This window comes from Roseicyclus salinarum, assembly GCF_029624655.1.
In the GTDB taxonomy this organism is placed as follows: Bacteria; Pseudomonadota; Alphaproteobacteria; order Rhodobacterales; family Rhodobacteraceae; genus Roseibacterium; species Roseibacterium salinarum.
This window is the reverse complement of sequence record NZ_JARRSA010000016.1, coordinates 57533-76517: the sequence shown is the minus strand read 5'-3', so window position 1 is coordinate 76517 and position 18985 is coordinate 57533. Positions and strand designations below refer to the sequence as shown.

Annotated in this window: 14 protein-coding genes and 1 pseudogene; 3 read left to right on the top strand and 12 right to left on the bottom strand. The window is 68.5% G+C overall.

The window, feature by feature from the left end; all coding sequences use genetic code 11:
* From P6F26_RS12270 to P6F26_RS12250, 5 genes and pseudogenes are all read right to left on the bottom strand, one after another.
* Positions 1 to 832 (bottom strand): annotated as a pseudogene (locus P6F26_RS12270) (hypothetical protein); the annotation flags it as partial.
* On the bottom strand, positions 817 to 1914 hold the full coding sequence (locus tag P6F26_RS12265) for a family 8 glycosyl hydrolase (RefSeq protein ID WP_278028986.1): 1098 nt from the start codon (positions 1912 to 1914) through the stop codon (positions 817 to 819). The pseudogene P6F26_RS12270 and the gene P6F26_RS12265, both read right to left, overlap by 16 nt.
* Positions 1911 to 4142, bottom strand: a complete 2232-nt coding sequence (locus tag P6F26_RS12260; protein WP_278028985.1) for a cellulose biosynthesis cyclic di-GMP-binding regulatory protein BcsB — start codon at positions 4140 to 4142, stop codon at positions 1911 to 1913. Before P6F26_RS12260 ends, P6F26_RS12265 begins: the two co-directional genes overlap by 4 nt.
* Positions 4139 to 6520, bottom strand: a complete 2382-nt coding sequence (gene bcsA, locus P6F26_RS12255; RefSeq protein ID WP_278028984.1) for a UDP-forming cellulose synthase catalytic subunit — start codon at positions 6518 to 6520, stop codon at positions 4139 to 4141. Before bcsA ends, P6F26_RS12260 begins: the two co-directional genes overlap by 4 nt.
* The gene (locus P6F26_RS12250) at positions 6517 to 7161 is read right to left on the bottom strand and encodes a hypothetical protein (RefSeq protein WP_278028983.1); all 645 of its coding nucleotides are present in this window, start codon (positions 7159 to 7161) and stop codon (positions 6517 to 6519) included. The genes bcsA and P6F26_RS12250 overlap by 4 nt, the downstream gene beginning before the upstream one ends.
* A 280-nt stretch (positions 7162 to 7441) precedes the next feature.
* Between P6F26_RS12250 and P6F26_RS12245 the strand changes: the two genes are divergently transcribed.
* Entirely contained in the window at positions 7442 to 9106 is a 1665-nt protein-coding gene (locus P6F26_RS12245; RefSeq protein ID WP_278028982.1) for a diguanylate cyclase domain-containing protein, read from the top strand.
* A gap of 18 nt (positions 9107 to 9124) precedes the next feature.
* On the opposite strand, the gene P6F26_RS12240 is transcribed toward P6F26_RS12245, so the two are convergent.
* From P6F26_RS12240 to P6F26_RS12210, 7 genes are all read right to left on the bottom strand, one after another.
* Positions 9125 to 9826: a ThuA domain-containing protein gene (locus tag P6F26_RS12240; RefSeq protein ID WP_278028981.1), complete on the bottom strand. Its 702-nt coding sequence runs from the start codon at positions 9824 to 9826 to the stop codon at positions 9125 to 9127.
* Positions 9823 to 10692 carry an NAD(P)-dependent oxidoreductase gene (locus P6F26_RS12235; protein WP_278028980.1) on the bottom strand — a complete coding sequence of 290 codons (870 nt, stop codon included), beginning with the start codon at positions 10690 to 10692 and terminating at the stop codon, positions 9823 to 9825. The genes P6F26_RS12240 and P6F26_RS12235 overlap by 4 nt, the downstream gene beginning before the upstream one ends.
* Positions 10692 to 12200, bottom strand: coding sequence for a sugar ABC transporter ATP-binding protein (locus P6F26_RS12230; RefSeq protein WP_278028979.1), 1509 nt, complete (start codon positions 12198 to 12200; stop codon positions 10692 to 10694). The genes P6F26_RS12235 and P6F26_RS12230 overlap by 1 nt, the downstream gene beginning before the upstream one ends.
* Positions 12197 to 13198, bottom strand: a complete 1002-nt coding sequence (locus tag P6F26_RS12225; protein WP_278028978.1) for an ABC transporter permease — start codon at positions 13196 to 13198, stop codon at positions 12197 to 12199. The genes P6F26_RS12230 and P6F26_RS12225 overlap by 4 nt, the downstream gene beginning before the upstream one ends.
* 11 nt (positions 13199 to 13209) lie before the next feature.
* On the bottom strand, positions 13210 to 14190 hold the full coding sequence (locus P6F26_RS12220; protein WP_278028977.1) for an ABC transporter permease: 981 nt from the start codon (positions 14188 to 14190) through the stop codon (positions 13210 to 13212).
* 80 nt (positions 14191 to 14270) lie between these two features.
* The gene (locus tag P6F26_RS12215) at positions 14271 to 15092 is read right to left on the bottom strand and encodes an SDR family oxidoreductase (RefSeq protein WP_278028976.1); all 822 of its coding nucleotides are present in this window, start codon (positions 15090 to 15092) and stop codon (positions 14271 to 14273) included.
* A gap of 82 nt (positions 15093 to 15174) precedes the next feature.
* Complete coding sequence (locus P6F26_RS12210; protein ID WP_278028975.1) at positions 15175 to 16134, bottom strand: sugar ABC transporter substrate-binding protein; 960 nt, start codon at positions 16132 to 16134, stop codon at positions 15175 to 15177.
* Positions 16135 to 16387: 253 nt separating this feature from the next.
* Here P6F26_RS12210 and P6F26_RS12205 point away from each other — a divergent pair, with 253 nt between their 5' ends.
* Positions 16388 to 18157, top strand: a complete 1770-nt coding sequence (locus P6F26_RS12205; RefSeq protein WP_278028974.1) for an ABC transporter substrate-binding protein — start codon at positions 16388 to 16390, stop codon at positions 18155 to 18157.
* Positions 18158 to 18167: 10 nt separating this feature from the next.
* The gene (locus P6F26_RS12200; protein WP_278028973.1) at positions 18168 to 18974 is read left to right on the top strand and encodes an SDR family NAD(P)-dependent oxidoreductase; all 807 of its coding nucleotides are present in this window, start codon (positions 18168 to 18170) and stop codon (positions 18972 to 18974) included.
* Positions 18975 to 18985: the final 11 nt, after the last annotated feature.

Here is an 18985-nt window from a genome sequence, read left to right as displayed (position 1 = left end):
CCGCGGAAGCGGCTGGCGCGGCGGCCGGCGGCGCTGCAGGCGCGGCGGTGGTGCCGTCCAGCGCGATCACACTGTCGCCCTGCATCCAGCGCGGCGCTTCCTGGCGGCCGGCGCGCAGGCGATCCTCGGTCTGGCGGATCCGCGCCACGGCCTCGGGCGCACGGGCCTGGGCGATGTCGGACAGCTCGGCCAGCGTTTCGGAGGGCGCGATCTCGGCCGCCTTCTCGAGCGTCGCGATCAGAAGATCGGGCGACGTGCAGCTCTGCGTCACCGCACGGAACACCGCGATCGCCTGCGTGGTGTTGCCCACCGCGAGATGCGCGTCGGCCAGAAGCCATGCGTTGTTGACGCGCTCGCACGACAGGAGGCTCGGCACGCCGCGCACGATGTTGACCATCGTGGCGACGTCCCCGCCGCGTTCGGCCGTGTCGAACTCGGCCTGCGCCTGCGTGAGGTTGAGGAACTCCATCATCTCGGCGGGCGGCATCCAGTCCGGGGTCTCGGCGTCGATCTCGGCGATGAGACCGCGCGCGGCGTCGAAGTCGCCGGCCTCGATCAGGCGGTAGACCTCGTCGATGCGCTCGGGGCCGGTGGCGGCGAACAGCGCGCCGATGTTCTCGGGCGGCATCCAGTCGGGGAACTCCGTCATCAGCCGCCGCACTTCCGAGCGCATGGCGGCCTCGTTGTCCTGCTCGTAGTAGTAGCGAAGCGCCGTGAGATCGCCCTGCGCGGGCGTCTGGGCGAGCGCCGACTGGGCGGCGACAAGGACGATTGCGGTCGCGACGGCGCGGCGCGCGCCGCGCAGGGAACGGTGCATCAGATCGGAAGGCATGACGGGTATTGTTCCGTTTGTGACAGTAGAGCGAACATGTGGAGCGTTGCGGGGTAGTAGGGCTGTTCGGGGCTGAATCCCGGGATCGGGGCACCGAAGCCTCCGTTCACCGCGCAATCGACGAGGCCGGTGATCGCGGCGTAGCCGGGGTCGGCGCTCGATTCCAGGACGGTGCCGGTCCGCGCGTCGATGACCGTCGCGTGCTGCGCGGCAGGCAGACGCGCCGCCGCGTCGGCCATGGCCGCGGCGGCCCTGCGCAGGGCGGGATGCCCCCGCTCGCCCGACCACGCGAGAAACAGCGGGATGCGCAGGGCCTCGTATCCCATCTGGAACGAGAAGCGCTCGTCGGGGCGGATGCCCGAGGGCGTGATCGCAAGCCAGTCGGGGACCAGCTGGACCGATGCGATCTGCGCCATCAGCTCGAGCCCCGAACGCGCGGCTTCGGCGAGCTGCGGCACGCCGGTCGCCTGCGCGACCTCGCGCATCGCGCGCGGCATCATGTAGGAGGGGTTCACGGTCACGCCCGTCTCCGAGACGAAGCCGTATTCCGCGGGCAGCAGGATCGGCGTTCCGGGCCTGTCGGGACGCACGGCGATGCACTTCGCGGCGAGGTCCATCGCGATCTCGGTCGCGCGGCGCGACCAGCGCGGCTCGCCGAAGCGCTCGGCGCCGCGGACCAGGGCCCAGGCGTAGAACAGGTCGCCGTCGCTGGCGTTGTTGGGGTCGGCCACCCGGCCGGGCACGTCGGGCTGCCAGCGCCACGCCAGCAGGCTGTCGGCCCGGATCGCGAGGTTGGCGTCGGTCCAGTCCGCCATGCGGCGGAACGCGTCGCCGTCGCCGATCTCGGCGGCCAGCAACATGCCGTAGCCCTGCCCTTCGGAATGGCTGGCGTTGCCCTGCGGCCGGTCGATCACGCGGCCGCTGAACTCGAGGTTCGCGCTGCGCCAGACATCCCAGAGCGGCCAGAGCGGATGCGACATGCCCGAGGCCTGCTGCGCAAGCGCCCGGCCGCCCCGGCCCAGCCCCAGCCCCAGCGCGGCGCCGCTTGCGGCCATCGACGCGAGAAACGCGCGCCGGCTCATGCGCCGCGCCCCCGCGACGTGATGAGAAAGCCCACCGCCACCACGACGGACAGCGCCGTCAGCAGGAGCGTCGCAGCGATGAAGTGCAAGGGGACGAGCGTCGCGTAGGTTCCCATGATTTCCCTCAGGTTCCTTGCCGTTATGGTTTCGTGCAGGCGCAGCTGCCGCTCGGGCGAGACCCAGCTCTGCCAGCCGGTGGCGCTGTCGTAGACGGCAAGCTGGCCGGTCGGCCCGTCGAAGCGGCCGCGGCCGACGGCGACGGCGCGCGCGATTTCCGCGGGCTCGGCCTGCGGTCCGAGCACGAGCCAGATCTCGCCGGGACGCGCGGGGTCGGGCTGAACCAGCGCGGCCTGTGCCGTGCGCTCGGCAAGCCAGACGTCGAGCGGTTGCGACGCGCCGAAGGCCATGCGCCGCAGGACGGCAAGGCCACGATCGGCCAGCCCGCGGATCCCGCCCGCGGGGCCGGCGGCGTCCTCGCCATCGAGGACGTCCCACGCCGTGGCCGCAGCCGCCAGCGGCCCGGCCTCGGGGAACCGCGGCCGGTTCAGCGTCTCGGCAAGCGCACTCAGGTCGCGGCCGAGGACGCCGTGGTCCATCACCTCGAGATCGGCGAGGGTCGCGACCGTCAGCCGAACCTCGCCGGCGTCGGGCGCGGCGACCTCGGTGGGCATCAGCGCCGCGGCGAGCTGCGGCACGAAGCCCGGCGCGACCTGCGCGGCGGCGCGGTCGGTCGGCGCGAGATGATCCGGCGTCACGCCCGCAAGCGCGCGGTCGATCGAGGGCAGCGACATGCGCGGCGTGGGGGGCACATGCAGGACGCTGGCCGTCGAAACCTCGACCACCGGCGTTCCGAGCGCGGGACAGGCCCTGTCAACCGGATTGCCGGGGACAAGCACCTCGAAGTCGAGAAGGTTCGCGCCCGGCCGCATCAGGCGGGCGGGAAACGTGACCGGCAGCGTCGGAAGCGCGGCGCCGTCGCCTGCGTCCAGCGGCAGCATCCGCACCGTGGTCCCGTTGACCTTCACCAGCATCAGCGCGCCCTCGGGCAGGCCCGCCGCGAAGCGGTAATCGAGGTCGAGCCGTGCCTTCTGCGAGGTCAGCACCAGCCAGTCGGACGGCAGGCCGAAGGCGGCGCTTACACGGGCGTAGCGCCCCTCGGCGGTCAGCCCGTCGGGCGCGAAGGCCGCCAGCGGCGCGGGCCGCCCCGGCCGCAGCACGGCCAGCCCCTCGGCCTGGGGCATGTCGGCCGCGGCACGGAACAGGCGGCTCACCTCCGCCCAGTCGACGCCTTCGTCCAGAAGCAGCACGAGCGCGCCGTCGCCACCCCGGGCGAAGCGTGGGGCGGGAGGCCCCTCGCCCGCCGGAAAGACCGTGATGCGCGCCATCGGCGCCGGGCCGCCCGCGACCGTCCAGTAGGGACCGCTTTCGACCTCGGGCGGCATTCCGCCGAGCATGGCCGAGACTTCCGCGATGAAGGGTGCCGCGTCGACAAGCGGCGCGCCGGGATCGGCGCGCCTGACCGGGATCGACCCGCCCTGCGCGATCTCGGCGGCAAGCGCCGAAAGGAACCCCTGCGGGTCCGGGCGGAACGCGGCCCTTGGCATCGAAATACCGCTCAGGCCGGTCTCGATCTCGGTCCAGACCGCGAAGGAGGCGTCGGGTCCGCAGGCGATACGGTGGGTGTGCCGCGCCGTGACCTCCACAAGGTTTCGGCCGGGCCGGAACGTGCCTGCGGGAACCGGCATCGCATCCTCGGCGAAGCCCGAGAAGTTGTCGGGCGCGAGCGTGCCGACGTCCGTGCCGTTCACCCGCACGCGAAGCGCGCTTTCCTCGGGCAGGACGTCGATGCTGCTGCGATGGAAGAGGCGCAGCTCGGCCGCGCCGGGATCGGCGGGCAGGAACATGACGAAACGCTCCACCGCCACCTCGCCGGCGAGACGCGCGGCCGGGCCATCGTCGAGCCGCACGGCGGCGCGGCGCAACGGCACGCGGCGCGCTTCACTTTCGGGGGGCGTTGCAGCGGCGGCGGCGGCGGCCTCGGCATGGCGTCCGCGCGCGGCGGGATCGGGCGGCGCGAGGGGGTCGGCCTCGGCCGCCTCGGCAGGCGCGGACAGATCCTGTCCGGGCGGCGGGTCGAGCTGGATGATCTGCGCCGGAAGCTGCGACGGCCCCAAGAGGCCGCACAGGGCAGCAAGCGCCCCCGCCAGGATGCGCCCCCGCCCGGTCATGCGCTTTTCGCCCCGGCCACGATGAAGTCGAGGCCATCCGAGGTGTCGCGCGCCTCGGCGACGTTGCCGGACGGGCCCGCGTCGAAGTCCGCACCGAAGGCGAGAAGATGCACGGGCACCTGCTCTTCGCTGGTGGTTTCGGCCTTGCGGCGGCGGCGGCCCGGTTCGCGGGCGAAGTCGGCGAAGGTCCGGGGAATGGCCATCACCGACAGCCATAGCACGTAGAGCAGCCCCGCGATCAGACCGCGCGGCTTGCTGTCGTCCTCGCGGCGGCGGCGCCAGTTCTCGCTGTCGTTGAAGATCAGGTAGGCCACCGCCTCGCGCGTCGACATCGGCTGGTCGTGAACGTAGCGAAGGCCGAGGACGATCCCCTCGGCACCGTTGATGACGGCCTGCACCTTGACGCGGATCTCGCGTTCGAGGTCCGGCGCCTCGGGAAACCTCGGCCTGAAGATCAGCTCCTCGCCCGGCGTCAGCCCGGCAAGGCGTTCGGCGGCGGGCGTCCCGTGCGGGGGCGTCTCGAGCTCCAGCCGCAGGCCGCTGGTCGAGGCGTCCGAGATGCGCGCGCTGAGGTCGGGCCCGCGCCCGTCGGCGTTCGGCCGCCAGGCCGTGGCAGGCACATCCATCGCAACGCGCGGCACGCTGCGCCGCTGCTGCTTCTCGGCGACCGAGCGCAGCGCGAGGCTGGTCAGCAGGAGGTTGAACACCGCCCAGGCGCCCACGATGGCGATGACCCCGCGATCGCCCGGAAAGGCGAACCAGCGCAGGCCCGCGGCCGCGACGCCCGCGGCCATGATCAGGAAGAGGATCAGGAGCGGCGCGTAGATCGGCGAGATGAAATCCTCGGCCAGCGTCTCGTCCTTGGCCGTCACCGCGAACTTGGCGGCGCGCGGCCTCAGGATCGTCTTGAAGATCTGCGTGGCCAGATACGGCGCCTGCGCGACCTCGTAGACCTCGGAGATCAGCGGCCAGCGCACGCGCGCGAAAAGCGCGTTCTGCACCATGAAACTGACGACAAGGTAGGAGATCGCGTAGGCCAATACCTCCTGCCCGGTGGCCACGAAGATCTCGAGGCCGAAGAACAGGTAGAACAGCGGGATGATCATGAAGCTCAGGCGCACCAGCGGGAACAGCCAGAAGCTCATGGAATTGATGTAGCAGAGCCGCTGCGCGAGCTTCAGGCCCGGCCGGAACAGCGGGTTCTTCAGCAGGAGCATCTGGATCATGCCCGTGGCCCAGCGGCCGCGCTGCTGGATGAACGAGGCGAAGGTCTCGGGCTGGAGGCCCGCGATCATCGCCCGGTTGACATAGAGGCTTTCCCAGCCGCGCGCGTGGATGTCGAGCGCGGTTTCCGCGTCCTCGGTGATGGTCTCGCCCGAGAAGCCGCCGGCCTCGTTCAGGGCCTTGCGGCGCAAAAGGGCGGCCGAGCCGCAGAAGAAGGCGCCCTTCCAGCGGTCGAGGCCGCGGTGGATGTCGGTGTAGAACATCTCGTTCTCCGCCGGGCAGGTCGCGGCGAGGCCGAGGTTGCGCTCGATCGGATCGGAGTTGAGGAAGAAGTGCGGCGTCTGCACGAGGAACAGACGCGGGTTCTCGACGAAATAACCGACCGTCCGCGCGAGAAAATCGCGGCTGGGCACGTGGTCGGCGTCGAAGACGACGACAAGCTCGCCGTCGAGGCGCGAGAGCGCGGCGCTCATGTTGCCGGCCTTGGCGTGCTCGTTGCGCGCGCGCGTGCTGTAGATGACGTCGAGCTCGCGGCAGAGTTTCTGCAACTCGGCGCGCCGCGCGCGGGCCGCCTCGGCGATCTTGGGATCGGAATGGTTGCAGCGCTGGTCCGTGCCGCCGTCGTCGCACAGCACCACGCGCAGCTTCTCGCGCGGATAGTAGATGTGCTTGGCCGCCGACAGCGTCACGCTGAGCATCTCGGAGGGTTCGTTGTAGGACGGCACGAGGACGTCGACCGTGGGCAGCTTGTCGGCATGGACGCGCTTGGGCATCGGCCGCGTCCTGGGATCGGCGTTGATGAAGGCGGTGAGGAAGAAGATCGCGATGGCGTAGGTCTCGACCGCGAAAAGCAGGAGCGCGGCAGCAAGCGACAGGGGCGCGTCCACCGAGGGAAGCGTCTCGAGCAGGCGCCAGATCCAGTAGCGCAGCACCAGAAGGCTCGCCACCGCCAGGAGTGCGAGGCGGGCGAGCAGGCTCTTGCGGGTGAAGGGCTTGAGCGCCGCGACGAGCAGAACCCCGACCAGCCCCAGCAGCGCCTGAACATCGGTCGAGGTCGGCAGGCTCGCCACGAGCGCGATCGGCACAAGCAGGAGTGCCCAGAGCGTTCCGAGCGCCAGCGGCGCGACCGCCGTCTTCTGGCGCGGCGCGCTCATGGGGCCGGCGCCGCCAGCGGAGACAGCGTCAGAACGTTCGCCCCCTGCGCGATGCCTCGGGGCGCGGCGAAGGCCACCGCCGAAGGCTGGACCGGCGCGAGCGCGGTCTCGACGCCGCCCGGCACGCAGTTGCGAAGCACCACGTCGAGCGCGATGGCGCCCTCGGGCAGCACGCGCGCGCCCGACGTCAGGCGGCGCAGCGCGAGCACGCAGTAGGTCCCCGCCCCGTCGGTCCATTCCGTCCACGCAACCGCGCCCGCCGCATCCTCGCGCGAGCGCATCGTGCCGAGGTCGTCCGCGGCGAAGGGCACCGGCAGGCCGCCCGCACTCGCCAGCGCACGGTCCTGGTCGAAGACGCCGCCCTGCGAGGAGGGGACGGCGCGAATGTGGGCGAAGTTGTCGCCGCTGAGCGTGCTGCGGTTTGGCAGCGAAAGACGCTGTTCGCGGACGTCGGCAAAACGCCGTTCAAGCACGATCGTCGCGTCGGGCACGTTCACCCACGCGTCTTCGGGGTCCACCATCACCCATTCGGCACGGGCCACACCATCCTCCAGCGCCGCGGGCGACATGAGGGTGGCGTTGCACGCCGGAAGCATCAGCACCGCCGGCAGAAGCCAGATGGCTCTGAAGGCGAAACGCATGCGAAAGGGTGACGTGAGTATTGTTCTTGGCATGTTCACGTCGTTGCTCTGCCTCTTTTGATCAGTGTTTTGCTACAGGCCTGTGGCAAAAAGAAGATGGCAAACGGAAAAGATCTGGGTGAGAAGTGGGTCTGCCCTTGCGGCGTCGAAGCGCTTTGGGCATCCCGGGACATCGAAACAAGAAGCCAGAACACGGCACATACCATGAGGCACGGCCAGGGACAGACACGAGCAGGCGCACGGAAAACCGAATTTTTCTTCGCCGGAACAGGAGCTTGCGGTGCTTGAGATCGGTTCTCTCGGCATGTGCCTCGGAACCTTTTCGCCCGGCGCTCCGAGCTATGTGGCGGCCGCTCTCGCCACGGCCCTGATCCCCTTCGCTGTGTGGCTTTCGCGCCACCAGAACTTCCCCGGACAGCACGCCCTGACCTACGCGCATATCGGTGCGATGTGGTGGCTGTGGACGGCGGCCTTCGAACTCGCCGTGCCCGAGGCCCCGTGCAAGATCCTTGCCAGTGCCGTGTCCCACGCCGGGATCGCGCTGGTGGGCACGGCGTGGCTGTGCTTCGTCTACCGCTACACCGTCGGCGTCTCCATCGCCGGGCATCGCGCCCAGAACATGCTGATGCTGACCGTCCCGGTCACGGCGGCGGGAATGGCGCTGACGAGCGACGTGCACGGGATGTTCTACACCCCCGCCACGCGCCTCGTGGCCGATGCCTCGGGCGCCTACATGGATTACGACCACGGGCCGCTCTTCTACGTTGCGCTCACCTACGTCTACTCGGCCGTGTGCCTGTCGCTCATCCTGCTGCTGAAGGCGGCGGCGTCGGCGCAGCACACCGGACAGCTGCGCTACTGGCTCCTGCTGATGCTGGGGCTCGTGCCGACGCTCGGCAGCTTCAGCCACATGTTCTTCGGCCTGACGCTCTGGGGCTACGATCCCTCGCCTTTCATGTTCTCCATCGTCATCGTGATCTACGCGTTCATGCTGATCAGCGACAACAGCCTCGACCTCAGCGCGGTGGCGCGGCGGCACGTCTACAACTTCCTGCCGCAGGCCATCTTCGTGGTCAGCGGCGGCGACCGGCTGATGAGCGGGAACCGCGCGGCGCGCAACCTTCTGGAGAACTACTCCGCCCCGGAAGACGGGCCCCAGGACGGCGAAAGCGCCATTCTGGAGGCCTTCGAACATGCCCGCGCCGACCAGCGCCGGCGCAGCGTGGCGCTTCCGGTCGGCAATCGCTTCTACGACGTCGAGGTGCAGCCGATCGAACCCGCCGTGGGCCGCGATCACCCGCCGCTGGGCTGGATCATGATCGCCGACGACGTCTCGGCGACGGTGCTCCTGCAGTCGGAACTGGCGCGCGCGGCGAAAAACGCGGCCGCCGACGCCGAGCGCGACCCGCTCACCGGCCTGTCCAACCGCCGCCCGCTGGAGCCGCGGTTCAGGGAACTGGTGGCCGAGGCCGCAGCCGCGGACGACACGCTGCAGCTTGCCATGGTCGACGTCGATCACTTCAAGTCGATCAACGACACCTACGGCCACGACGAGGGCGACAAGGCCCTCGTCTTCGTCGCGAACGCCCTGCGTGGCGTCTTCCGCGACAACGACGCCGTGTTCCGCGTCGGCGGCGAGGAATTCATGATCATCGCCGCGGGGATGCCGCAACGCGCGCTCCTGCACCGCCTGCGCATGGCGCGCGCGCGCCTGCAGGAAACCGTCCAGAAGGACGGCGTGATCGCGCGCAACATGACCTTCTCGGCCGGCATCGCCGAATGGCCAACCGACGGCCCGACGCTGGACCAGCTTGCCAGACATGCCGACCGCCGCCTGCTGGAGGCCAAGCGCTCGGGGCGCAACCTGTTCATCGGCCACGATCCGGTCTTCGTCGGCAGCGCGCGGCTGGGCATGCCCTCGGACGAGACGCTCGACTTCGAATGAGGCGCGTCCGGCCCGGCCTCAGCGTCGGGCGGCCCAGGCCATTCCGCGCCTGACGATCGTCGTGACCTGCGGGTGGCGCAGGTCGTCCAGCTCGTGCCCGATCGAGCAGTAGAACACCCGCCCCTTGTCCCACCGGCGCTTCCAGACGACGGGGATCACCGTCCCCTCGATCCACCACAGGTGCTCGCCCGAGAAGGTCGTCGTGGCGAGAACCTCGTTCGAGGGATCGACGAGCATGTAGTATTGCTCCGAGCGCAGCCGGAAGCTGCGGATGCCCTCCATGATCGGGTCGGCGGGCCGCGTCACCGTCACGTCGTAGTCGATGTAGTCCTCGCGCGGCTGGAGATTGTCGGGCCAGCCAGGCGGATGGGCCACGAACTGGCCGCCGATCAGGAAGTGGTAGGTCGGCCGGTCGCGGAAGGCGTCGCCCATGTGGCCATGCCAGCCCGCGAGGCCCCTGCCCTCTCCGATCAGCTTCAGGAGGCCATCCTCCTGCGGCTTGGTCATGTTGCCGAACTCGGGCCTGTGGCCGGACCGCGCCGAGGACCAGATCGGCACGATGAGGTCGGCATCCGCAAGGCTTTCGGGATCGGCCAGGGGCTCGAGCGTGTCGTGGATGTCCACCTCGAAGCCGTCCTCCATCAGAAGGTCTCGGCACCAGTCGGCGAAGGCGGTGGGATCGTGGCCTTCCCAGCCGCCGGCGAAGAGAACTGCCTTCATCGCGACCTTGCCTCCATGAACGGAACCATCGCGGCCATGTCGCGCTCGGCGAAGCCCTGCGCGACGGCCGAGCGGAGCTCGGCCAGCGTGGCGGCCCCCTGCGGCAGCGCCACGCCGAGGCGGTCGGCCAGCTCGGCGGTGACGGCCATGTCCTTGAGGGCGAGCGCGACCGTGAAGGTCACGTCCCCCGCGAGATCGTCGAGATAGAGCGGCTTGCGGTAGGACAGCATCGGCGCGGCGGCGGCGCTGGCCTCGATCACGTCGAAGGCGGCCTCGCGCGGGATGCCCGCGGCGCGTGTCAGCGCCAGCGCCTCGGCCAGCGTCTGGTTCAGCCCGTGGATCAGCATGTTGACGCCGAGCTTCATCACCGCGCCCGCGCCGGGCGCACCGAGGAAAACGGTCCGGCGGCCCATCGCCCCGAAAAGCGGCGCGAGGGGGGCGCCCGCCGCCTCGTCGCATCCCGCCATGATGAGTAGCTGCGCCTCGCGCGCGGCCTGAGTGGCGCCCGAGACCGGCGCGTCGATCACCTGCGTGCCTTTCGGGGCGCACGCGCCCAGCTCGGCGATGTGATCGGGGCTCATCGTGCCCATCTCGACGAAAAGGCGCGCGGCCTTGCCGGCGAAAAGGCCCTCGTCGCCGAAATGTACCTCCCGCGAGGCCGCGTCGTCGGCGAGCATCGTCACCACGATCTCGCAGCGGTTGGCCAGCGCGCGCGGACTGGCCACCGCCTCGGCGCCAATCCCGGCGGCCAGCGCCGCGGCGCGCTCGGGGGTGCGGTTCCAGAGGGTTAGCGCTTGACCCGCCGCGCCGAGGTTCGCCGCCATCTCGCGGCCCATCCGCCCGAGACCCGCGAACCCGACCCGCATCAGGCGGCTTCCCCGGAAATCCCCGAAATCGCCTGGATAAGGCTGTCCTCGGTCACTTCAGCCGAGGTGAACTCGCGCACGATCCGGCCGTGGTGCATGGCCACGATGCGGTCCGACACGCGCAGCACTTCGGGCATCTCCGAGGAGATGACGATCACCGCGTAGCCCTGTTTCGCGAGATCGCGCAGCAGGTTGTGGATCTCGGACTTCGAACCGACGTCGATGCCGCGCGTGGGTTCGTCCACGATCAGCACCTCGGGCTTCATCGAAAGCCACTTGCCGATCACGATCTTCTGCTGGTTGCCCCCCGAAAGGTTGCCCACCTGCGCGCGCCAGCTTGGGCTCTTGATCGAAAGGCGGTCGCGATACTGGTCGTAGATCGAGATTTCCGCCCCGTCCGACACGAAGGGCCCCGCCGTGAGGTCGTCGACCTGCGGCAGCGTGATGTTGTCCCGGCAGTTCATGCCAAGCACGAGGCCCTGTTCCTTGCGGCTTTCGGGAACCAGGGAAATGCCCTTGGCGATGGCGTCGATCGGCGAGGAGATCGTGACCTCCTCCCCCTTCAGGAGGATACGCCCGCCTGTCGGCTTGCGCAGGCCGAATAGCGTCTCGGCGATCTCGGTGCGCCCCGCTCCGACAAGGCCGTAGAAGCCCAGCACCTCGCCCTCGCGCACCTCGAAGTCCGCGTCCTGGAACAGTGTGCCGCACGACAGCCCCTGGACCTTCAGCGCCACCTCGCCAAGCTGCACCGGTTCCTCGTTGCGGGTAAGATCGAGCGATCGGCCGATCATCATCCGGGTGATCTCGTCCTCGTTCGTCGCCGCGGTCTCGAGCGTCCCGCGATATTCGCCGTCCCGCAGCACCGAGATGCGGTCGGTGATCTTGAAGATCTCCTCCATGCGGTGGGAGATGTAGATGATGCCGACGCCCTGCGCCTTGAGGTCCGCGATCACGTCGAACAGCACGACCTTTTCGGCATCGGTCAGCGAAGCGGTGGGCTCGTCGAAGATGACCGCCTTGGCGTCCACCGTCAGCGCGCGCGCGATCTCGACCATCTGCTGGTTGGCGATGGACAGATCGCCCACGACCGTGCGCGCGTTGAAGCCCACGCGCAGCTTCTCGAGGATCGCGTTCGTGCGATCGTAGAGCGTGGCCCAGTCGACGCGGCCGAAACTGCGCTTGGGCAGCTCGCCAAGATAGATGTTCTCGGCCACCGAAAGCTCCTGCGCGAGGCTGAGTTCCTGGTGGATGAACATCACGCCGTTGGCCTTCGCCTCCAGCGGGCCCTTCATCACGGTCTCGCGCTCGGAGATGAAGATGCGGCCTTCGTCGGGCTGGTAGATGCCCCCCAGCACCTTCATCAGCGTGGACTTGCCCGCGCCGTTCTCGCCCATCAGGGCGTGGACCTCTCCGGGCATGACCGTGAAGCTCACCCCGTCGAGCGCGCGAACGCCCGGGAAGGTCTTGACGATGCCCTCGAGGCGGAGTGCCGGTGCCGTGTCGGTCATACTTTCAACTCCCCTGCGCCTTTCCGGTTGAGCTGCCTGTCGAGGAAGAGGACCACGATCAGGATCGTGCCGATGACGAGGTTCACCGTCTCGCTGTCCGCGCCGATATGGCCGAGGCCCTTGCGCAGCAGCTGGATCGCCACGACGCCCCCGAGCGTCCCGATCACGGATCCCCTGCCCCCGGTCAGCTTGGTGCCGCCCAGCACCACCGCCGTGATCGCCCAGAGCTCGAAGAGCATCCCGTCGTTGGGGTTGACCGACCCGCTGCCCGAGTAGAACGCCACCGCCGACAGCGCGGCGAGGAACCCGATCAGGACGAAGTTCAGCACGAAGTGCGGGCCCACGCGGATGCCCGCGTTCACGGCCGCCTCGCGGTTGTCGCCGATCGCGTAGGCGTTGCGGCCGTGGATGGTGCGCGTCATCACCAGCCACACGATCAGCACCACGCCGAGGAACACGATCGCGGGCGTCTGAAGCCCCAGGACCTGAGCCTCGGCGATGTCGACCATCGTCCAGTTCAGGTGGTAGGTCGGCTGCTCGCCGTTGTACATGAACACGAGGCCGCGATAGCCCAGCATCGCGCCCAGCGTCACGATGAAGGCGTCGACCCCCGTCTTCCAGACGACCATGCCGTTGATGAAGCCAAGGACGCAGCCCGTCAGCAGCGCGAAGGCCCAGGCCAGCGGGATCGCCCCGTCGCCCATCGCCTCCATGAACGGCCAGTTCATCGAGTCGAGCATCACGATCCCGGCGAGCGCGTAGGTCGCGCCCACCGAAAGGTCGATGTTGCCGTTGATCATGATCACCGTCATGCCGACCGCGATGATCCCGATGGGGGCCGACTGCTTGAGCAGAAGCAGCATGTTGTCGAGGTCCATGAAGGCGCTGTCGGACAGCGACCAGAACCGGCCTGCGATCTCGAAGAAGGCGAGCTCCAGAATGATGAAGCCCCAGATGGCGCCGCCTTTCACGAGGGTCTTTAGCGTGTCGTTTTTCATGTTCGTCTTCCTCAGGAGATCGGCGACCAGAGCTTTCCGCGCTTGGTGGCGATGTCGAGCCAGACCGCGAGGATGATGATGACCCAGGTCACGACGAACTGGACGTAGAATTGCAGACCCGCCAGCAGGAGGCCGTTCTGGATGAAGCCGAGGATGAGCACCCCGATCACGGTCTTGAAGATCGTGCCCGACCCGCCCAGCAGCGACGCGCCGCCCAGGATGACGGCTGCCAGCACCTCGAGCTCCAGCCCCTGGCCCACGGTGTTCTGCGCGCCCATCGTCCGGCTCGCCTGGATCAGGCCGGCCGTCGCGACGCAGAACGCCGAGATCATGTAGGTGAAGAAGACGACCCGTGCGCGCGGAATGCCCGAGAACGTCGCCGCGGTGCCGTTGCCGCCGACGGCATAGACCTTCCGGCCGAAGGGCGTCTTTGCCAGCATGATGCCAAGGACGGCCGCCAGCCCCACGAAGATCAGGACCGGGATCGGGACCCCCAGCGCCGAGCCGCGCCCGAAGACGTCGAACCACGTGTCGCTCTGGTTGGCGATGTCCATGTTCTGCCCGCCCGAATATGTGAGCGTGAGGCCGTGGATGGCCGACAGCATTCCCAGCGTCACGATCAGCGAGTTCAGCCTGAGGTATCCTATCAGGAAGCCGTTGATCGCCCCGAGGCACAGCGTCATGGCAAACATCGCGGGAATGGCGAGCGCGGGTCCGAAGGCGGGATTCTCGTGCAGGTCGAGCACGACGATGGCCGAGAACGACAGCATCGAGCCCACCGAAAGATCGAGGTTCCCGCCGATCACGACGAACGTCACGCCGAGCGCCATGACGCCGAGGATCGCCGACGAGCGGACGACCCCGAAGACGTTGTCGATGTCGATGAACCGCGGGTTCCAGAGCGTGAAGCCCACCATGAACAGGATGAACGCGACGAGGATACCCTGCCGCGCCAGCACCCCGCTGAGCGATTTCATAGCCGTGTCGGCCATTGCCGTTCCTCCCTTTCGGAGGCGCCTCCGGACGCCCCCTCCCCCTCGCGGTGCCGCAGCTTCCTGCGTGACGGCCCGCGTCAGACCAGTGTCATGCCTCCGTCGATCATGACGATCTGGCCGGTCATGTAGTCGCTCTCGCGCGCGGCGAGGAACGTCGTGGTGCCGGTGATGTCCTCGGGGCGCGCGACGCGGCCCTTGAGGATTTCGGACGAGAATTCCTCCATCGCCTGGCCCGGACGCTCGGCGGCCCCGATCTCCATGAGGTCGCGGTCGACCTGCTCCCACATCTCCGTGGCCACGACGCCGGGCGCAAAGCCCGTCACCGTGATGTCATGCTGCGCGAGGTCGCGCGCGGCGGATTGCGTCAGGCTGACGACCGCCCATTTCGAGGCGCAGTAGGGCGCGACATTGTCGAAGCCCTGGCGCGACGCGATGGAGGCGGTGTTGACGATCTTGCCAACCGTGCCATCGGGTGCGGGGCCCTGCGCGATCATCTGGCGCGCGGCCTCCTGGATCCCGATCAGGCATCCCAGCCCGTTGATGTCCATTATGAAGTGCCAGTTGCCCTCGTCCACGTCGAGGAAATTCATCGGCTTGTTGACGCCGGCATTGTTGAACATGACGTCGAGCCGCCCGAAGGCCTCGACCGTTTTGCCGATCATCGCGCGGACCTGCGCGCGGTCGCGCACGTCCACCCCCGCCGATATCGCGGAGCCCGGCGTGACGCCGTCGCGCGCCGCGTTCGCCTCGGCCACGGCTGCGGCCTGCTCGGCGTTCATATCCGCGAAGCAGACCTTGGCGCCCGCGTCGAGCAGCGCCTCGCCGATGGCGCGACCGATGCCGCGTGCGGCGCCCGTGACGATGCACACGCGCCCCTCAACTCCACGAGGTTGGGCCACAGGGCTCTCCCTTGTTCGTTTTCGCTGACCGGAAAGAGAAGGGGGCCGGCCAGGCATGGCCGACCCCCATCCCGGGAGGAGATCAGAAGACCGGGCGGTCGAACTCGCTCATGTTTTCCTGGGTGATCTTCGGCGTGTCGAAGTAGTTCAGGAAGGGAACGTCCTCGCCCGCGAGGATGTCGAGCGCCGTCTGGAGGGCGGCTTCGGCATCGTCGACCGGCGACTGGTAGATCGAGCCCCAGTACTCGCCGCGGCCCATCGCGTCGTAGCCGACGGCGAAGTTCGTGGCGCCCACGAAGGTGATCTCGTCGGCACGGCCGGCGGCGAGCGCCGCGTTCAGGGCGCCGACACCCATGTTGTCGTCGCCCGAGTAGACGCCGTCGATGTCGTCGTACTGGACGAGGAACGCCTCCATGACGCGCTGCGAGTCCTCACGGTTCCAGTTGCCCGGCTGGCTCTCGACGAGGGTGACGTTCGGGCAGACTTCCGGCAGGCGCTGCTCGAAGCCCTCGGCCCGCTCGATCGCCGTCGTGTAGCCGGGCTGGCCGGTGATCTGCACGATGCGGGCCTCGTCCTGGATGCCGAGCTCGGTGAAGCGGTCGCACATGATCTCGGCCGAGCGCGCGCCCTGCGTGACGTTGTCGGGGCCCGAGAACGAGCGCACGAAGTCGAAGCCGTCCTCGGCGATGTTCGAGTTCGTGATCACGACGGGGATGTCTGCCTGGAATGCCTCTCGCACGGCGGGGATCACGGCCTGGCCGTTCGTCGGCCAGATGATCATGGCGTCGACATCCTGCTGGATGAGGTCCTGGATCTGAGCGATCTGGCGGGCCACGTCGCCGCCTGCGTCAAGCACGACGACCTCGACATCGGGGTTCTCGGCCGCTGCCGCCATGAAGGCCTGCTCGTAGGTCGTCTGGTAGCTGTCCACGCCCACGTTGTTCTGGGTGATGCCGATCGTGACGCTCTGCGCGGCTGCCGCGCCTGCGAAGGCTACGAGCGCCGTGGAGCACACGAGTGAAAACTTGGTCGTACGGGTCATGTCTTTCCTCCCTGAGTTGGTCTGGTGATTGCCGCTGTCCTCTCAGCCCGGGGAATCGCCCGGTGCAATCTTCCGTCTAGTCAGCGCTTTTTGCCGACGGCGGGGCGACGTATTTTTATCCAAAGTGGATGTATTTTTGTCCGTTATGGATATTTTAAGGCATCGCGCATGGATATCAAATTGAACATTGCATGGAGGATCGCCCATGACACGCCGCCCGAGTCGGGCCGTGGGGCCTCGCGCTCACGGAACAATGAACCAGCAGGCCACCGAAAACAGCCATTTTGGACAGGACGCCACGCCGCTCGGCGGGCGCGTGTCCGGCGGTGCGCCCGAAGCCGAGCTTGCTCAGGTGGTGGGGTTTCTCGGCGATCTCTCGCTCGAACTCGACAACTCGCTCGAGCCCAATACCCCCAACCCGCACCTCAACATGATACTCCACCTGCTGCGCGGCCATATCGAGGGGCGGCTCGTGTCGGCCTCGTCCATGGCGGCGGCCTCGGGGGTGCCCTACGCAACCGCCATGCGCAAGCTTGCCGAGATCCAGCGCGGCGGGATGGTCGAGCAGCGCCCGCGCACCAAGTCGGGCCGCAGCTTCTCCCTGCATCCCAGCGCCGCGCTTCTGGACCGCTTCAGCGAGGTCTCGAGCCGGATCGGCCGCATCGCGCGTGCCACCTTCGCGCCCGTCGAGGAGGGAGAGGACTACTTCTACGGCGGCTCCTACGTTCCGGGAAAATCCGCCATCGCCCCGCCCGCCGCCCTGCTCTCGCCGCTGAAGCTTGCCGGGGGGGTGCGCATCCTGGTGCACGGCGATCCCACCTTCATGGTGATGGAGACGCTCAAGCGGCAGTTCGAACAGATCGTCGGCACCAACATCCACCAGCGCGCCTTCTCGATCGACCGCCTCCACCAGGAGGCCCTGCGCAACGCCGAGCGCAAGAAGAGCGCCTATGACCTGATCGCCGTCGACCTGCCGTGGATCGGCGAGTTCGCGGCCAAGGGCGTCATCCGCCCCCTGACCGACATCATGGACACCGACCGGATCGACCCCGGCGACTTCCACACGGCGGGCTGGCGCGCGACGCACTGGGACGGCGTGCCCTACGGCGTGCCCAGCCAGACGACGCCCGAGCTGATGTTCTACCGCAAGGACTGGTTCGCGCGCGACGGCCTGCCCCCGCCCGCCACCAGCGCCGATGTCGTCGAGGCCGCGCGCCACTTCCACGACCCGCGCAACGGGCGCTACGGCGTGGCGTGGAACGCCGCGCGCGGCACCGCGCTCGGACACACGTTCATGATGACCTGCGCGGCCTTCGGGCAGCCGATCATCGACCTGCCGAAGGTCGCGGGCGGCTATGACGCCGACCACCTCGGCGCCCGCGCCTTCCGGCCGACGCTGAACACCGAGCGGGCGCTCGCGGCGGCGCGCTATCTCATGGATCTTCTGGAATACTCGCCCCCCGACATCCTTTCGATGTCGTGGTACGAGCGGGTGCGCCCCTACGCCGCCGGCCGGGTCGCGATGGCTTACGGCTACACGCTTCTCGCTCCCTACTTCGAGCTGGACGAGACCTGCCCCGCGCATGGCAACACCGGCTACCTGCCGCACCCGCACGGTCCCGAGGGCGCGCCGATCGCGCCGGTCGGCGGCTACGCCTTCTGCATCCCCGCCAACCTGTCGGAGGAACGCATCGAGGATGCGGTGGAGGCGTTGATCGCGTTCACCTCGCCCGCCGCGCAAAAGCTCTACGTCCAGAACGGCAGCCGCACGGCGCCTCGATATTCCGTGGGCGCCGACCCCGAAGTGCGCCGCCTGTCGCCGATCTTCGAGACCGTCGACCAGATGTCGTGGCGCGACGAGCTTCAGTTCTGGCCGCGCCCGCCGATCCCGCAGATCTCGGAGCTCATCCGCCTGTGCGGCCACGAGCTTCACGACATGCTGCGCGGCCTCGTCACGCCGGAGGACGCGCTCGCGCGCGTTCAGGCGCGTGCCGAGGAAGCCTTGCAAGAACCAGTCCACTAGGGAGGAAGACATGGACCCCAATCGCCTCAAGGGTAAGAACATCCTGATCACCGGCGCCGCGCGCGGCATGGGCGCCGCAAACGCCGAGGCCTTCGCGGCCCAGGGCGCCAACGTGACGCTCGGCGACCTCGACGAGGGCGCGGCGCAGCAGGTCGCGGACCGCATCAACGCCGCCGGCAACGGCAAGGCGATCGCCGTCCGCATGGACGTCACCAAGCGCGAGGACAACGCCAACGCGGTCGCCGCGACCGTCGACGCCTTCGGCTCGATCAACGTGGGCGTCTTCAACGCGGGTCTGAACAAGCCCCGGTTCTTTATGGATATCGATGAAGACAACTGGGACATGATCATGAACGTCAACACCAAGGCGATGTGGCTCGGCATGCAGGAGACGGCCAAGCAGATGATCGCCCAGGGCCCGCAGGAAAAGCCCTACAAGCTGATCAACGTGGGCTCCATCGCCAGCCGCAAGCCACTGGTGGACGTCACGGTTTACTGCACGTCCAAGTATGGCTGTCTCGCGCTGACCGAATGTGGCGCGCTGGGACTGGCCGAGCACAACATCACCGTGAACGGCTATGCGCCGGGCGTCGTGGTGACACCGCTCTGGGAACAGCTCGACAAGGACCTCGTCGAGATCGGCTTCAAGGAGCGCGAGGGGCAGGCCTACGACGACATCGTGGAGAACAACCTCGTCATCAAGCGTGTCTCCTACCCCAAGGACATCATCGGAACAGCGTCGTTCCTTGCCTCGGACGACAGCGACTACATGACCGGTCAGATGATCTCCATCGATGGCGGCTGGGTGACGAAGTAACCCGCTTCCCC

Excerpts from the sequence above, each read along its gene's own strand:
- P6F26_RS12250 (WP_278028983.1), bottom strand. The coding sequence starts at position 7,161 with ATGCGTTTCGCCTTCAGAGCCATCTGGCTTCTGCCGGCGGTGCTGATG.
- bcsA (WP_278028984.1), bottom strand. The coding sequence starts at position 6,520 with ATGAGCGCGCCGCGCCAGAAGACGGCGGTCGCGCCGCTGGCGCTCGGA.
- P6F26_RS12240 (WP_278028981.1), bottom strand. The coding sequence starts at position 9,826 with ATGAAGGCAGTTCTCTTCGCCGGCGGCTGGGAAGGCCACGATCCCACC.
- P6F26_RS12200 (WP_278028973.1), top strand. The coding sequence starts at position 18,168 with ATGGACCCCAATCGCCTCAAGGGTAAGAACATCCTGATCACCGGCGCC.
- P6F26_RS12210 (WP_278028975.1), bottom strand. The coding sequence starts at position 16,134 with ATGACCCGTACGACCAAGTTTTCACTCGTGTGCTCCACGGCGCTCGTA.
- P6F26_RS12265 (WP_278028986.1), bottom strand. The coding sequence starts at position 1,914 with ATGAGCCGGCGCGCGTTTCTCGCGTCGATGGCCGCAAGCGGCGCCGCG.
- P6F26_RS12225 (WP_278028978.1), bottom strand. The coding sequence starts at position 13,198 with ATGAAAAACGACACGCTAAAGACCCTCGTGAAAGGCGGCGCCATCTGG.
- P6F26_RS12230 (WP_278028979.1), bottom strand. The coding sequence starts at position 12,200 with ATGACCGACACGGCACCGGCACTCCGCCTCGAGGGCATCGTCAAGACC.
- P6F26_RS12260 (WP_278028985.1), bottom strand. The coding sequence starts at position 4,142 with ATGACCGGGCGGGGGCGCATCCTGGCGGGGGCGCTTGCTGCCCTGTGC.
- P6F26_RS12220 (WP_278028977.1), bottom strand. The coding sequence starts at position 14,190 with ATGGCCGACACGGCTATGAAATCGCTCAGCGGGGTGCTGGCGCGGCAG.
- P6F26_RS12205 (WP_278028974.1), top strand. The coding sequence starts at position 16,388 with ATGAACCAGCAGGCCACCGAAAACAGCCATTTTGGACAGGACGCCACG.
- P6F26_RS12235 (WP_278028980.1), bottom strand. The coding sequence starts at position 10,692 with ATGCGGGTCGGGTTCGCGGGTCTCGGGCGGATGGGCCGCGAGATGGCG.